Raw genomic sequence first — 13,860 nt, 5'->3', positions numbered from 1 at the left:
AAAATTAAATATCTTTAAAAAGCATAAAGCATATACACATGAAAAAACTTACCATTTATATTTTATCCTTTATCATTATCGGCTTAGCCGGATGTAAAACCAAAACCACTATTAATCAGGATGAGGCCGCTGAAGTGATTACCAGTTATTTAAAAGCTAATCCCGAATATAAAACTACCAGGTTTAAATTTGGAGAGATGAAATTTAATAGTACAAACGATATGTTCGAATTGGGGAAATATAAATCTTTGGCCAGCAAAGGTTTGGTTACCTTAAGTTTAAAAGAAGCTAAAAAGAAATTTCTTTCAAAAGATAGCAGTTTTGTTTATCAGATTACATTAACCGATAAAGCAAGTCCGTTGGTACTGAAACAGGATGGCGACAGGGCCACGGTAAAAGTGGTGGAATATGTTTTATCAGACGAAAAACCAGTTGATTTTGCGCAGGTAAATTCCAGTACCGCCAAAGTAACTGTATCATTAAAAATGAATACGACCGATTTCGAACCTTTCGATAAAGAAGCCAATAAAAACAGCAACTTCATTACCAAAACCTATAAATTAAAGTTGAGTAAAGATGAGGGGTGGAAAGTGCAGAAATAGCAGATTAGTCTTGATAAACTAACCTGCCATCAGGAGTTAATTTATTTTATTCTTTGGTAAACTTAAATTCTTTGCCACCCTGTTTAAGGGTCATCTGGTTTGCTGTGGGGTTGAAAGACAGTATGATGCCTGCTTCTTCAAATTTAAACTCGTGATTTCCTTTGGATGTTAATTTTGTTGCCGATTGACCTGTAGCCCGTGCGACTAATGTTGTATTGTCTTTCGTAATGGTGATTTTTATCGGGATTGCCGTTGATGCGTAAATGCCTAAATATTTATTTAAGTCTGTAGTGCTTTGCTCAACTGTTTTAAAATCGGGAATTTGATATTCCTTATTAAAAACAGCGCTTAATACCGCCAATGAAATGGAATTATTGTTGAAATTCGTACCATTACCCGTTAAAGCATAAGCTATATTTCCATCACTGAAATAAGAAAATGTAGCACTGAAACCATCTATACTACCCGAATGTCCAAATCCTGCTTGATCGTAAAACGGAATAGCCAAAACGCCCATGCCGTATTTGCCATTAAGGGTTTTCATCTGCGCTAAACTCTTTTGAGAAATCACTTTGCCTCCGAATAATGCTGTGCTGAATTTTACCAGATCAATCGGGGTTGAAACAATTCCTCCGGCACCCATTGGAATCGAAATATCAGTTTCATCCGCTAATTTCCAATCCCCTTCAAAACGGTAAGAGCTCGCTTCGTTATTTTTTAAATTAATTTTTTTGCCCAAAAAAGTGTTTTTCAATTTAAGAGGTTTAGCAATGTATTTGTCTAATATTTGGGCATAAGGCATTTTAAACGTTTTTTCAAGAATATAAGATAGCAGTAAATAGTTCGAATTGCTATAATCTGATTGAGTGTCAGGCTCAAAATCAATCCCGCCCTTACTAATTATGGCAAGCATTTCTTTTTCGGTTTTGGGTTGCGTATGCCATTTCAAGTATCCCTCTTGATCATCTGTAAAGTCATGTATCCCGCTTCTGTGGTAAAGCAAATTCGATATGGAAATCTTCTCTGCATTTTTGATGTCTGGGAAAAATTTTTGAATAGTTTGATTGAGGCTGATTTTCTTTTCTTCAATGGCTTTAAAAATTAAAGCAGCTGTAAAGGTTTTAGAAATAGATCCGATCCTGTATTTGGTGTTTTCGTTTGCTGTTTGCCGTTCTTTAAGGTTTGCGAAACCCAATGTGCGGTTATAAATCAGATGGCCATTTTGAGCAATGGCCACACTTCCCATAAACTTGTTGTATTGGCCAAGCGTATCGAAATAAGCATCCAGTTTGTTTTTATCAAATGATTGTGAAAAGCTGAATTGGGCCAGGATTATCAGAACGGCAAAGAGTGTTAATTTTTTGATCATGATGTTATTTGTTGATTGTTCTTTTTAACTTAAGGAGTAAAGTGATGATGAAGTAGAGCGCGATTGCCGAGACAACCATTGCGGGAATAAACCAGTTACCTAGAAGTTCATCGTCTGGGTTTACCAAGCCTTTTGAATGGCCAAGGATAAAAACTTCACCTGGTTTATAAAAAAAGCCTACCTGTGATGGGTTCCATATTTTAGCACCGATTAAAAACACAAAACCAAACAGGAAAAGGTAGAGTATAAAAAATATGATGTAAGATATGCCATTGGTTAAATTGAGCAATAAAGCTTTAAAAACATGTATGGGATTAAATGTTTTAGTGGCTTCTGCTAATTTTTTATCAGCCACCAATGGTTTCAGTATTTCCTCGGGTCTTCCCAATTTTTCCAGGATATTAAGTAGTTTTTCTACTTCATTTCCTGTTGGATGTTCTTGTAGGCTTTCATAAATATGACTGTTCAGCTCCATCAATATTTCATCCTGGTTTTGCTGATTGAGGCCTTTAACCTCTTTTTTTATTCTGTATAGGTAATCTTTGTAAATCCGCTCAGCCGATTGATCGTTAAATGGTATTTCTTTTAATTTCATTTCGTAATTTTTAATACTGATTTGTTCAGGTTGTGCCAGTATTCTTCCATTTTGGTTACCGTGTTTTTTCCTTCTGGCGTAATGCTGTAATATTTTCTGGGGATGCCCGATTCTTGTTCCACCCATTCTGATTTAATCAGTTTTTCATCTTTAAGCCGGTTCATAAGTGGATATAGGGTTCCTTCGGCAATTTCAATTTCCGTAATCTTTTTTATCTCATTGATCAGATCGTAGCCGTAATAAGCCTTTCCGCCCTTTAAAACATTGAGCACAATAAAGGATAGTGTTCCCTTTTTAACCTGCGATATCCATTTATGAATAAAATCTTCGTTCATAATGTAAAGGTATAACAAAGTACATAGTATAACAATGTATGTGTAGATTATATTTGATTGTTAGTGTAAATGATTGAAATTGAGTGTTTTAATTTTTATTTTCTATGGCTAATTTGAAGTTTAACGCAGTATGTTGGTTTTTTGCAGTTCCTTTTATGTGTAAACCCGACAACATTGGCAACCCTTTTTGCTTCAGATACTTTATACTTCAGTTAGAAAGTAGCAAAAAAGATTGTAGCGCCCGCTTGCAGTATGGCAGGAATGGCGGGAACAAACTTAAATTTTAGCACAGCCACTGCTTTCCAAATAATCAAAAAAACAGCTTAAAACTGAAAAGGCATTGTCTGGCTTTTTACTTATAAATCCTATCTATTTTGTCGCTTTTAAGTGTAAATAAGACGCCTTTTTTACACTGATTGATAGTGAAATACAGCTTCATTTTTGCTACCTTTGCACGCAAATTTATTATTCATACCGCATGAGCTTAAATATCCACTACAAGGAAGATTTTCAAAATCGTCATATTGCTCCTAATGAGGCTGATACAGCCGAAATGTTGCAAACTGTTGGCGTAAATTCTATCGACGAGCTGATTGAACAGACTGTTCCGACGGCCATCAGGTTAAAACAACCGTTAAACTTGCCTGCAGCGAAATCAGAAACTGAATATCTTGGGGCTTTAAAACAAACTTCATTGTTGAATAAAGTTTTCAAAAGCTTTATCGGTCAAGGTTATTACGACACCATTACACCAGGGGTAATTTTACGTAACGTATTCGAAAACCCGGGATGGTACACACAATATACGCCTTACCAGGCAGAAATTGCACAGGGCCGTTTACAGGCTTTATTAAACTTCCAAACCATGGTTATCGATTTAACCGGAATGGAAATTGCCAATGCCTCTCTATTGGATGAAGGTACAGCTGCGGCTGAGGCTATGTTTATGCAATACAGCTTACGCAAAAACCAGGCAGCTAAAAAGTTTTTCGTTTCTGAATTACTTTTCCCTCAAACCATCGATATTTTAAAAACACGTGCCAATCCTTATGGTATTGAGCTAGTGATCGGAAGCCATTTAGATTTTACTGCTAGCGGAGAATTTTTTGGTGCAATTGTGCAGTATCCGGCAGGAAATGGCGAAGTTTTCGATTATGCGGCTTTTGCATCAGCTTTGCACAGTCAAAATATTAAATTAACCGTAATTGCCGATATTTTAAGCTTAACCTTATTAACGCCTCCAGGCGAGTGGGGTGCTGATGTAGTAGTGGGTACAACACAGCGTTTAGGTATACCAATGGGTTTTGGTGGACCTCACGCTGCATTTTTTGCCACTAAAGAAGAATATAAACGTAACATCCCTGGTCGTATTATCGGTGTAACCATCGATAGCCATGGCGACTACGCTTTACGTATGGCCTTGCAAACCCGCGAGCAGCACATCCGTAGAGATAAAGCAACATCAAACATTTGTACTGCACAGGCCTTATTGGCTATTATGGCTGGTTTTTATGCCGCTTACCACGGTCCGAAAGGATTAAAAGCCATAGCAGAACGTACACACGGTTTGGCCATCAGTTTAGCCGCTACTTTAAAAGGCTTAGGCTTTGAGCAATTAAACTCGGCTTATTTCGACACTATTCGTTTCGATTTAGGCGATTTAAAAGGTGGTATCCATTCTGGATGCATCGATAATGAAATCAACTTAAACTATGTTGGTAACGTTGCCACCATTTCGTTCGACGAAACCAGCACTTTCGAAGATGTAGCTTTAATTGCTAAAATCTTTGCAAAGGTTAAAGCTATCGCAGCAGATCAGGTTGAAGTAGTAGAAAATGTAGAAACCGTTATTCCGGTTGCATTACAACGTACTTCGGCTTACTTAACACACCCGATTTTTAACTCGCACCACTCAGAACATGAGATGTTGCGTTATATCAAATCATTAGAAGCAAAAGATTTATCGCTTTGCCACTCGATGATTGCCTTGGGTAGTTGTACCATGAAATTAAATGCTACTGCAGAAATGATCCCGGTTACCTGGTCTCACTTCGGTAAAATCCACCCATTTGCCCCTGCCGATCAGGTATTAGGTTACTATTCAGTTTTTAACGAACTGGATAAATGGTTAAGTGAAATTACCGGTTTCGCTGCAATGAGCTTACAGCCAAATGCTGGTGCTCAGGGTGAATATGCTGGTTTAATGGTTATCCGTGCTTATCACCACGATAGGGGAGATTTCCATCGTAACGTAGCATTAATTCCTGCTTCGGCACACGGAACCAACCCTGCTTCTGCTGCAATGGCGGATATGAAAATTGTCGTGGTTAAATCTTTAGAAAACGGTAACATTGATGTTGAAGATTTAAAAGCAAAAGCAGAGTTGCATAAAGACAACTTATCGTGTTTAATGGTAACTTATCCATCTACACACGGGGTGTTCGAAGAAAGCATTATCGAAATCTGCGAAACCATCCACGCTAATGGTGGACAGGTTTATATGGATGGTGCAAATATGAATGCGCAGGTTGGATTAACCAGTCCGGCCAATATCGGTGCCGATGTTTGTCACTTAAACTTACACAAAACTTTCTGTATCCCTCACGGTGGTGGTGGTCCGGGTATGGGCCCAATCGGCGTGGCTAAACACCTGGTTCCTTATCTTCCTGGCCATGCTGTGGTTGATATCGACAAAGGAAAATCTATTTCTGCAGTTTCATCTGCACCATGGGGTTCGGCTTCCATCCTGATCATTTCTCACGCCTATATTGCAATGATGGGCGCTGAAGGTTTAACGAATGCTACTAAATATGCTATTTTAAACGCCAACTATATGAAAGCGCGTTTAGAACAACATTATCCGGTGCTTTACTCTGGTGCTCAGGGACGTTGTGCACACGAGATGATTTTAGATTGCCGTTCATTCAAAGCTTTCGGAATTGAAGTAACTGACATTGCCAAACGTTTAATGGATTATGGTTTCCACGCACCAACGGTTTCGTTCCCAGTTGCGGGTACTTTAATGGTTGAGCCTACAGAATCTGAACCTAAACATGAGTTAGACCGTTTCTGTGATGCGTTGATCGCCATTAAAAAAGAAATAGATCAGGTAGAGAATTTAACTTTCGATAAAACGGATAATCCTTTAAAAAATGCACCGCATACGGTTTCAGTAATTACTGCTAACGAATGGGAACATGCTTATAGCCGCCAAACCGCCGCATTCCCGCTTCCTTATGTGTTAGAACGTAAGTTCTGGCCATCAGTTGGTCGTGTTAACGATAGTCATGGTGATAGATCATTGATCTGTGCATGCCCTCCGGTGGAGAGTTATTTGGAAGAGATCGTTCCTTAGTAAGGTAGAAGGCGGAAGGGTAGAGGGTTTAAGGTTTTTTGCAGCGTGCGTAAAGCATGCAACAGAAAATCTTAAACCTTTTTTTTGTTATGATGAACGTTGTTGAAGTTAAGAAGAGATCTTCTATCGCGATACCGTCATTTCGAGCGGAGTGCAGCGAAGTCGAGAAATCTATCTCAAGATAGATCTCTCCCCGCCTGTACGGGCAGGCATTCTACTGCGTTTCAGCCGAGATGACGATTTTTCTTATGAATATCAAGGGAAGATACAAAGGATTTTTTTAGGAATAAATATCAGCTTTCCATCGGCAGCTACAGCCCTGCCATTCCTGCCCGTACTGCAGGCGGGCGCTTCAATCTTTTTGTGGTTTCTGCTTTCGTTTTCGTCATTACAAGGAGGAACCACGCGGCAATCTTTTCCGGTAAGCACAAACAAAAAGGATTTCCGCTGCTGCCAGGTTTAGAATGAATGGCTTGCTGGCTTTAGGTCACCTATCTTCCATTTTTTTCTTTGATAGACTAAACCTTAGTATCACTCTACAGTCAATATCATGATTTTAAATAAATCGATTATTTTTGAAAAAACTTAACATAGGTCAACAACAAGAGATCGGTAGTTCATCTATATTTGTATCAAATTTTAAAAAACCAGAAAATGAAATTAAAAATTAGCTCAATTTTTTTATTAGTGGCAGTTGTTTCTTTATCAGCTTTTACAACTATTAAACCAGTAACTTATACTGTAGATGTAGCAAAATCGACTATTACCTGGATTGGTAAAAAAGTAACCGGTTCTCATAACGGAACAGTGGCTTTACAATCAGGTACATTAGCAGTTAATGGTAAAAGCGTAACAGGTGGTACTTTTGTAATCGATATGACTTCAATTAAAGATGCTGATGGTAGTGCTAAATTAGAAGGTCACTTAAAAGCAGATGATTTCTTTGGTACAACAAAATTCCCAACTTCAACTTTCGTTATTACTAAAGTTGCGGGGTCAGGTGCTAACGTAACGGTTACAGGTAATTTAACTATCAAAGGTATCACTAAACCATTAAGCTTCCCTGCAACTGTAACGGTTAATGCAGACGGAACAGCTTCAGCTTTAGCTGGTAAAATCATTGTAGACAGAACTAAATATGACATTAAATACGGTTCAAAATCATTCTTCGATAGCATTGGCGACAAAGCAATTGATGATAACTTCGAATTATCGGTTAAATTAGTAGCTAAAAAATAATTTTTCCGGTCTCGGAAAATTAAAGCCCCGGCATTTATCGGGGCTTTTTTTGTTAACCGAAAAGTGACGCAAAGGTTAACCACAGAGGACGCTGAGTTTTTCACAGAGAAGTGCAGAGTTTATCAATAATACTAAATATGCACCCAGCTCGGTTTACTTTGTGCCTTTTCTCCGTGTACTTTGTGGTAAAAAAGCAACTCTGCTGCTTTGCGCTTCCTTCTTTGCGTGCTTTGCGGTAAAAAATAGAGACTTTAAAAACTCAGGTAATGGCAAGAAACCAGGCGGCAAGGTGCTGCAAAGTCCAAAGATCTCTCCACTTCGCGTTGCTCCAGGAGATGACGAAACGATGTAAGTGCGTACCGAAATAAAATAAATTGATTTTTTAAACTTAAATCATACTAATCACTTCAGGATCTGTTTTCCCTAAACCCTAAACCCTAAACCCTAAACCCTAAACCCTAAACCCTAAACCCTAAACCCTAAACCTATCTAATCCTAAATCCACCTTCAACAATATCAACAAAACCAGTTGCGGCACTTTTGCCATGATAGAACAAACATTCCCAGTTTTCTTCTGCGGCTCTTTTTCCAAATTCTTTTCGTAATTCCATTGCCTTACGACCGTCGAAATCATATTTGGCAATAAAATTTTTAACCAGTTCTTCAGGTTCAGGTAAAACATCGCCACCAAAAAATATTTTTTGATTACCTTCTGTTAAAAGAAAAACCTGGTGGTTTGGACAGTGGGCTCCGGTAAATTCGTAAGCAATAGTCTCATCCAAAGCACCGTCACCTTCAACAAATTTCAATTGAGCATTGCGCTGTACAAAATCGAAAATATCGGTATGGTAAGATGATGAAGTACTGCTAAAAGCTGTTTCCCATTCGCCTCGGTTAATTACATATTCTGCATCAGGGAAACTCAGTTCCACCTTAGCATTGCCTTGTTTGTGGATCATACCCCCAGAGTGGTCGTAATGTAGGTGCGACATTAAAACTTTAGTCACATCAGTAGGATCAAAGCCTGCATTGCGGATATTTTTATGTAAAATCAATTCTCCGTGGTCATCACTAAATCCTAAACCCGTATCAAAAAGTACAAGGTCATTTTTCAGCTCCACCAAAAAAGGCTGAACATTAATGAATAATGAAGCAGGCCTGTCTTTAAAGTGATGTATAGCGGGGTCAAAAGGCACAAATTTCTTTGAGGCATCAACAGAGTAGGTTCCTTCGAATAGCGTGTGAACTTGCAAAATATAGATCTTTAATGTTTCTACAAAGGTAACAATCTATCCATGATTAAAGATTTCCTTAATGCTACAATTTACAATTAGATCAGACTTGAGTAACGCATCGGTAAAAAATCGGCGAAAAACCTAAGCTTTTGTTTTAGAGATGCTTGTTAGGTATACCGCTCATGTTCCATTCCTTATTATCCAATTAAAATGTATATTTACTGTTCGGAGACAGTATAAAATGGAAAAAAGATGGGTGCTGGCATCAGATTGTAATGATGATACAGTAGCAAAATTAGCAGAAGAGCTTAACATAGACCGCTCATTGGCACAGATCCTCGTGCAGCGGAATATCTGTGATTTTGATCAGGCGAAAGATTTCTTCAGACCAGAGCTTAATCACCTTCACGATCCCTTTTTAATGAAGGATATGGATGTTGCTATTGCCCGGATTGAAACGGCATTGGCCAACCACGAAAAAATATTGATTTATGGCGATTACGATGTTGATGGTACTACTTCAGTTGCACTGGCCTTCAGTTTCTTTTCTCAGCTCACTAAAAATATAGAATATTACATTCCAGACCGTTATCTGGAAGGTTATGGGATTTCTACTGCCGGGATCGATTATGCAAATGAAAATGGATTTTCCCTAATTATTGCGTTAGATTGTGGTATAAAATCGATCGATAAAATTGATTATGCCAATCAACTCGGGATCGATTTCATTATCTGTGATCACCATTTACCTGGAGATGAACTTCCACAGGCTATAGCCGTTTTGGATCCTAAACGTTCAGACTGCGCGTATCCCTTTAAAGAACTTGCCGGCTGCGGGATTGGTTTTAAACTAGCGCAAGCCTATGCCCAAAAACATGGACTAGCAAAAGAAACTTACCTCCAGTATCTGGATTTAGTAATGGTGAGCATCGCTGCAGATATTGTTCCCGTAGTGGGGGAGAACAGAACTTTGGCTTATTATGGGCTAAAAAAATTAAATAGCAATCCTTGTGAAGGTTTAAGGGCTTTGATGGAAGTTTCGGGCAGAACCGAAAATTACAGCATTACTGATGTGGTTTTCACCTTAGGTCCACGGATTAATGCCGCTGGCAGGATAGACCATGCAAAACATGCCGTTGCCATGCTGCTTTGTCAGGTAGATAGCAACTCACTAGAGCAAAGCGAACTGATTAACCTTAAAAATACCGAGCGCAAAACCTACGATCAGGACATTACCCGCGAAGCTTTGGCTTTAATTGGCGAAAGTGAAATCCTCATTAATAGGAAAACTACGGTGGTATTTAACGAAAACTGGCATAAAGGGGTAATCGGAATTGTAGCTTCACGTTTAACTGAAAAGTATTATCGCCCAACCATTGTCCTTACCAAGTCTAACGGACATGTAGCTGGTTCGTGCCGCTCGGTAGTGGGTTTTGATTTATATGAAGCTTTAAGTGGTTGCGCGCATTTATTGGATCAATACGGTGGACATAAATTTGCTGCTGGCTTAACCATGCAGGAACAAAATGTGAATGCCTTTGCCGATAAATTTGAAGAAATTGTATCTGCAAGCATTACGGATGAACTGCTTACGCCCATGATCAGGATTGACGCTGAAATTGAATTGGCGCAGATAGATGGTAAATTCTACCGCGTTTTATCACAAATGGGGCCATTTGGGCCAGAAAATATGGCACCAATATTTGTTACCCATAACGTATATCTCGCACAGCATGCCATGGCAGTAGGTCAAAATCATTTAAAAATTAACATAAAGCAACAAAATTCGCCTATTTTTGAAGGTATTGCATTCGGATTGGCAGAATTTCAAAATCTTTTACAACCCAGAATGCCGTTTTCTGTTTGTTATACATTAGAAGAAAATGTATGGCGTGATAAGAAACGTTTGCAGTTAAATATTAAAGGAATAAAAGTTAAATAACTAAAATCGTCATCCTGAATTTATTTCAGGATCTTTCGAGTAAGATGCTGAATCAAGTTCAGCATGACGGACCCATAGATATATGATATTAAAAGCCGAAAATCTGGTTAAAAAATACAAGCAGCGTACTGTTGTAAACAACGTTTCCTTTAACGTAAGTCAGGGAGAAATTGTTGGGCTTTTGGGCCCTAATGGTGCTGGGAAAACAACTTCCTTTTACATGATCGTAGGTTTGATCAAACCAAATGAAGGGCGAATCTTTTTAGAAGAAGAAGATATTACCGAAGATCCGATGTACCGCAGGGCGCAAAAAGGAATTGGCTATCTGGCCCAGGAAGCATCTGTTTTTAGAAAACTTACCGTAGAAGATAATATCCTGGCCATTTTGGAAATGAGCAAACTGACTAAGGAGGAGCAGCGTGATAAACTCGAAGAACTGATCAACGAGTTTAGTTTACACAAAGTACGCAAAAACCGTGGCGATCTATTATCGGGAGGTGAACGCCGCCGTACCGAAATTGCCCGTGCTTTAGCCGCAAATCCTAATTTCATTTTATTGGACGAGCCTTTTGCCGGGGTAGACCCAATTGCGGTAGAGGAAATCCAAAGTATTGTTGCCAAACTGAAACATAAAAATATAGGGATCTTAATTACCGATCACAACGTACAGGAAACGCTTTCCATTACCGATAGGGCTTATTTGCTTTTTGAAGGAAAAATCCTGGAGCAAGGTGTTCCTGAAGTGCTCGCTGAAAACGAAATGGTGAGAAAAGTATATTTGGGATCGAATTTTGTGTTGAAACGTAAGAAATTTGATGTTTAATAAGATTTAACAAACAAAATTTAAATTGACCTGTTGCATAATCGCGACGTTAAACCAAAAACTATAAAGTTTACTGTGTATAAAAATCTCTGTGTATCCCCATTTAACCAAGGGGCAGGTGTGAAAATCTGTGGCAATAGAATGTCCGTTAATTTTAACATTTAAAGATGGCATTTGTAAATTCAATTTTTACCTGGTTAATGAAAAAGCGGATCCACCAGATCGAGCTTTTTATGAAATATCCGTACGATGTTCAGGAAGAGTGGTTCCACAGCTTGATTGATAGTGCTGAGAATACGGAATGGGGTAAATTATACGATTATAAATCAATTTTAACGCCACAACAATATCAGGAGCGGGTTCCGGTTCAAAACTACGATACCCTAAAACCTTACATTGAGCGTATGCTTAATGGCGAACAGAACATCCTATGGCCATCTGATATCAAATGGTTTGCAAAATCATCTGGTACCACCAGCGATAGAAGTAAGTTTATCCCGGTGTCTCCGGAATCTTTGGAAGAATGCCATTTTAAAGGTGGGAAAGATATGCTTTCTATCTATTGCAATAACCGCCCGGATAACCAGATGTTTACCGGAAAAGGGTTGGTTTTAGGCGGCAGCCATCAGGTGAACCAGTTAAACGAGGATTGTTTTTATGGCGATTTATCGGCTGTGCTGATTAAAAACCTTCCCATTTGGGCAGAATATTATCGTACGCCCGACATGTCTATCGCGTTGATGGATAATTACGAAATCAAGATGGATAGAATGGCTGAAGCCACCATCAATGAAAACGTAACCAGTATTTCGGGCGTACCCACCTGGACTATCGTACTGGCTAAAAAAGTGCTCGAACTTACCGGAAAGCAAAACTTATTGGAGGTTTGGCCAAACCTTGAATTATATATCCACGGAGCGGTAAACTTTGCGCCTTATCGTGAGCAGTTTAAACAGCTGATTCCGTCCGCCGACATGTATTATCTGGAAACTTACAATGCATCGGAAGGATTTTTCGGTATTCAGGACCAGGATCACTCAGAAGAAATGTTGCTGATGCTGGATTACGGTATTTTCTACGAATTTATTCCAATGGAAAACATTGGAGAAGAGAATCCTAAGGCTTTGTTACTGGGCGAAGTAGAACTGCATAAAAACTATGCTATTGTGATTTCTACAAACGGTGGTTTATGGCGATACATGATCGGTGACACTGTCCAGTTTACCTCACTTTCTCCTTACCGGATAAAAATTACCGGGCGTACCAAACACTTTATCAATGCTTTCGGCGAAGAAGTAATTATTGATAATGCAGAACAAGCATTAACCAAAGCTTGCCAGCAAACAGGTGCTGAAATAAAAGATTATACTGCAGGGCCGATTTACTTTAAAGATGAAAAAGCGGGCGGACATGAATGGATCATTGAATTTGATAAGCAGCCCAATGATTTTGAAAAGTTTGTGGATGTGATGGACCAGACCTTGCGTGAAGTTAACTCTGATTACGATGCCAAAAGGTTTAAAGACATGGCATTGGCCCGTCCTAAAGTACATAATGCCCCCGCCAATACTTTTTACAACTGGTTAAAAGCAAAAGATAAATTAGGTGGACAGCATAAAGTTCCCCGTTTAGCCAATGAGCGCAAGTACGTAGATGATATTTTGGAGATAATGAAATCAGCTTAGCATATTATTGATTATATTTGTTTTAGTTCACAATAAAAAATATGGAAGCGACAGGGAAATTGACAAATGTTCAGCTAGAACTATTAAAATTATTTCAATATAATTTACCAGATAATCAATTGAATGATATTAAAGAAATGTTGACCAAATATTTCGCAAAATCGGCATCGGATGAAATGGATAAACTCTGGGATGAGAAAAATTGGGACGAAAGTACAATAGAATCTTGGAAGAATGAACATCTAAGAAAAAAATAACATTAATGAAAGTTGTACTGGATATTAATGTACTTCTTGTCTCAATTCCTAAAAAATCAAAATATAGGCCGATTTTTGATGCTTTAATTAGTGGATATTTTCATTCAGTAATTAGTAACGATATTCTTTCGGAATACGTCGAAATTTTAGAACAAAAAACAAATTTTCTCATAGCGAGTAATGTTGCAGAGTTGTTGCTAAATCTTAAGAATGTAGAAAAAGTTGACATCTATTTTGAGTGGAAACTAATTTTATCCGATTTAGATGATAATAAGTATGTTGATGCTTATGTGTGTAGTAATGCTGATTATATTATAACAAATGACCATCACTTTAAAATCTTGAAGCAAATAGAATTTCCTAAAGTTAATGTGTTAACAATCGATGAATTTTTATCAGTAATTGAAGAATAACGCTACACAA

12 protein-coding genes are annotated in these 13,860 nt (G+C 38.3%); 8 read left to right on the top strand and 4 right to left on the bottom strand.

The window, feature by feature from the left end; all coding sequences use genetic code 11:
* The first annotated feature begins 38 nt into the window (after positions 1 to 38).
* A complete protein-coding gene (locus BLR60_RS17550) occupies positions 39 to 602 on the top strand; it encodes a hypothetical protein (RefSeq protein WP_090502172.1) in 564 nt (187 codons plus the stop codon).
* A gap of 46 nt (positions 603 to 648) precedes the next feature.
* Here the strand turns inward: BLR60_RS17550 and BLR60_RS17545 are convergent, their stop codons facing one another.
* Genes BLR60_RS17545 through BLR60_RS17535 form a run of 3 tightly spaced genes read right to left on the bottom strand, consistent with a single transcriptional unit; the run spans position 649 to position 2,901 of the window.
* Entirely contained in the window at positions 649 to 1,971 is a 1,323-nt protein-coding gene (locus BLR60_RS17545; protein ID WP_090502170.1) for a serine hydrolase domain-containing protein, read from the bottom strand.
* A gap of 4 nt (positions 1,972 to 1,975) precedes the next feature.
* The gene (locus BLR60_RS17540) at positions 1,976 to 2,566 is read right to left on the bottom strand and encodes an HAAS signaling domain-containing protein (protein ID WP_090502169.1); all 591 of its coding nucleotides are present in this window, start codon (positions 2,564 to 2,566) and stop codon (positions 1,976 to 1,978) included.
* Positions 2,563 to 2,901, bottom strand: coding sequence for a PadR family transcriptional regulator (locus BLR60_RS17535; RefSeq protein WP_090502168.1), 339 nt, complete (start codon positions 2,899 to 2,901; stop codon positions 2,563 to 2,565). The genes BLR60_RS17540 and BLR60_RS17535 overlap by 4 nt, the downstream gene beginning before the upstream one ends.
* Positions 2,902 to 3,379: 478 nt before the next feature.
* On the opposite strand from BLR60_RS17535, the gene gcvP reads away from it, so the two are divergent.
* Positions 3,380 to 6,256, top strand: coding sequence for an aminomethyl-transferring glycine dehydrogenase (gene gcvP / locus BLR60_RS17530; protein ID WP_090502166.1), 2,877 nt, complete (start codon positions 3,380 to 3,382; stop codon positions 6,254 to 6,256).
* A 654-nt stretch (positions 6,257 to 6,910) separates the two neighbouring features.
* Complete coding sequence (locus BLR60_RS17525) at positions 6,911 to 7,495, top strand: YceI family protein (protein WP_090502165.1); 585 nt, start codon at positions 6,911 to 6,913, stop codon at positions 7,493 to 7,495.
* A 485-nt stretch (positions 7,496 to 7,980) separates the two neighbouring features.
* Here BLR60_RS17525 and BLR60_RS17520 read toward each other — a convergent pair whose 3' ends face one another.
* Positions 7,981 to 8,748 carry an MBL fold metallo-hydrolase gene (locus BLR60_RS17520; RefSeq protein ID WP_208600669.1) on the bottom strand — a complete coding sequence of 256 codons (768 nt, stop codon included), beginning with the start codon at positions 8,746 to 8,748 and terminating at the stop codon, positions 7,981 to 7,983.
* Between the two features lie 223 nt (positions 8,749 to 8,971).
* Between BLR60_RS17520 and recJ the strand changes: the two genes are divergently transcribed.
* The 5 genes from recJ (at position 8,972) to BLR60_RS17495 (ending at position 13,850) form a co-directional block, all read left to right on the top strand.
* Positions 8,972 to 10,672, top strand: coding sequence for a single-stranded-DNA-specific exonuclease RecJ (gene recJ, locus BLR60_RS17515; RefSeq protein ID WP_090502161.1), 1,701 nt, complete (start codon positions 8,972 to 8,974; stop codon positions 10,670 to 10,672).
* A gap of 82 nt (positions 10,673 to 10,754) precedes the next feature.
* On the top strand, positions 10,755 to 11,495 hold the full coding sequence (lptB, locus tag BLR60_RS17510; RefSeq protein ID WP_090502159.1) for an LPS export ABC transporter ATP-binding protein: 741 nt from the start codon (positions 10,755 to 10,757) through the stop codon (positions 11,493 to 11,495).
* Between the two features lie 167 nt (positions 11,496 to 11,662).
* Positions 11,663 to 13,180, top strand: a complete 1,518-nt coding sequence (locus tag BLR60_RS17505; RefSeq protein WP_090502157.1) for a GH3 auxin-responsive promoter family protein — start codon at positions 11,663 to 11,665, stop codon at positions 13,178 to 13,180.
* A gap of 41 nt (positions 13,181 to 13,221) precedes the next feature.
* Positions 13,222 to 13,437: a hypothetical protein gene (locus BLR60_RS17500; protein WP_090502156.1), complete on the top strand. Its 216-nt coding sequence runs from the start codon at positions 13,222 to 13,224 to the stop codon at positions 13,435 to 13,437.
* Between the two features lie 5 nt (positions 13,438 to 13,442).
* The gene (locus BLR60_RS17495) at positions 13,443 to 13,850 is read left to right on the top strand and encodes a putative toxin-antitoxin system toxin component, PIN family (protein WP_090502154.1); all 408 of its coding nucleotides are present in this window, start codon (positions 13,443 to 13,445) and stop codon (positions 13,848 to 13,850) included.
* The last annotated feature ends 10 nt before the right edge of the window (positions 13,851 to 13,860 follow it).

Origin of the sequence: Pedobacter terrae (assembly GCF_900100705.1) — a bacterium.
GTDB lineage: Bacteria > Bacteroidota > Bacteroidia > Sphingobacteriales > Sphingobacteriaceae > Pedobacter > Pedobacter terrae.
Note: the sequence above shows the minus strand (reverse complement) of the source record. Positions and strands in the feature narration are given on the sequence as shown.

Excerpts from the sequence above, each read along its gene's own strand:
- recJ (WP_090502161.1), top strand. The coding sequence starts at position 8,972 with ATGGAAAAAAGATGGGTGCTGGCATCAGATTGTAATGATGATACAGTA.
- lptB (WP_090502159.1), top strand. The coding sequence starts at position 10,755 with ATGATATTAAAAGCCGAAAATCTGGTTAAAAAATACAAGCAGCGTACT.
- BLR60_RS17540 (WP_090502169.1), bottom strand. The coding sequence starts at position 2,566 with ATGAAATTAAAAGAAATACCATTTAACGATCAATCGGCTGAGCGGATT.
- BLR60_RS17495 (WP_090502154.1), top strand. The coding sequence starts at position 13,443 with ATGAAAGTTGTACTGGATATTAATGTACTTCTTGTCTCAATTCCTAAA.
- gcvP (WP_090502166.1), top strand. The coding sequence starts at position 3,380 with ATGAGCTTAAATATCCACTACAAGGAAGATTTTCAAAATCGTCATATT.
- BLR60_RS17550 (WP_090502172.1), top strand. The coding sequence starts at position 39 with ATGAAAAAACTTACCATTTATATTTTATCCTTTATCATTATCGGCTTA.
- BLR60_RS17525 (WP_090502165.1), top strand. The coding sequence starts at position 6,911 with ATGAAATTAAAAATTAGCTCAATTTTTTTATTAGTGGCAGTTGTTTCT.
- BLR60_RS17500 (WP_090502156.1), top strand. The coding sequence starts at position 13,222 with ATGGAAGCGACAGGGAAATTGACAAATGTTCAGCTAGAACTATTAAAA.
- BLR60_RS17545 (WP_090502170.1), bottom strand. The coding sequence starts at position 1,971 with ATGATCAAAAAATTAACACTCTTTGCCGTTCTGATAATCCTGGCCCAA.
- BLR60_RS17535 (WP_090502168.1), bottom strand. The coding sequence starts at position 2,901 with ATGAACGAAGATTTTATTCATAAATGGATATCGCAGGTTAAAAAGGGA.
- BLR60_RS17505 (WP_090502157.1), top strand. The coding sequence starts at position 11,663 with ATGGCATTTGTAAATTCAATTTTTACCTGGTTAATGAAAAAGCGGATC.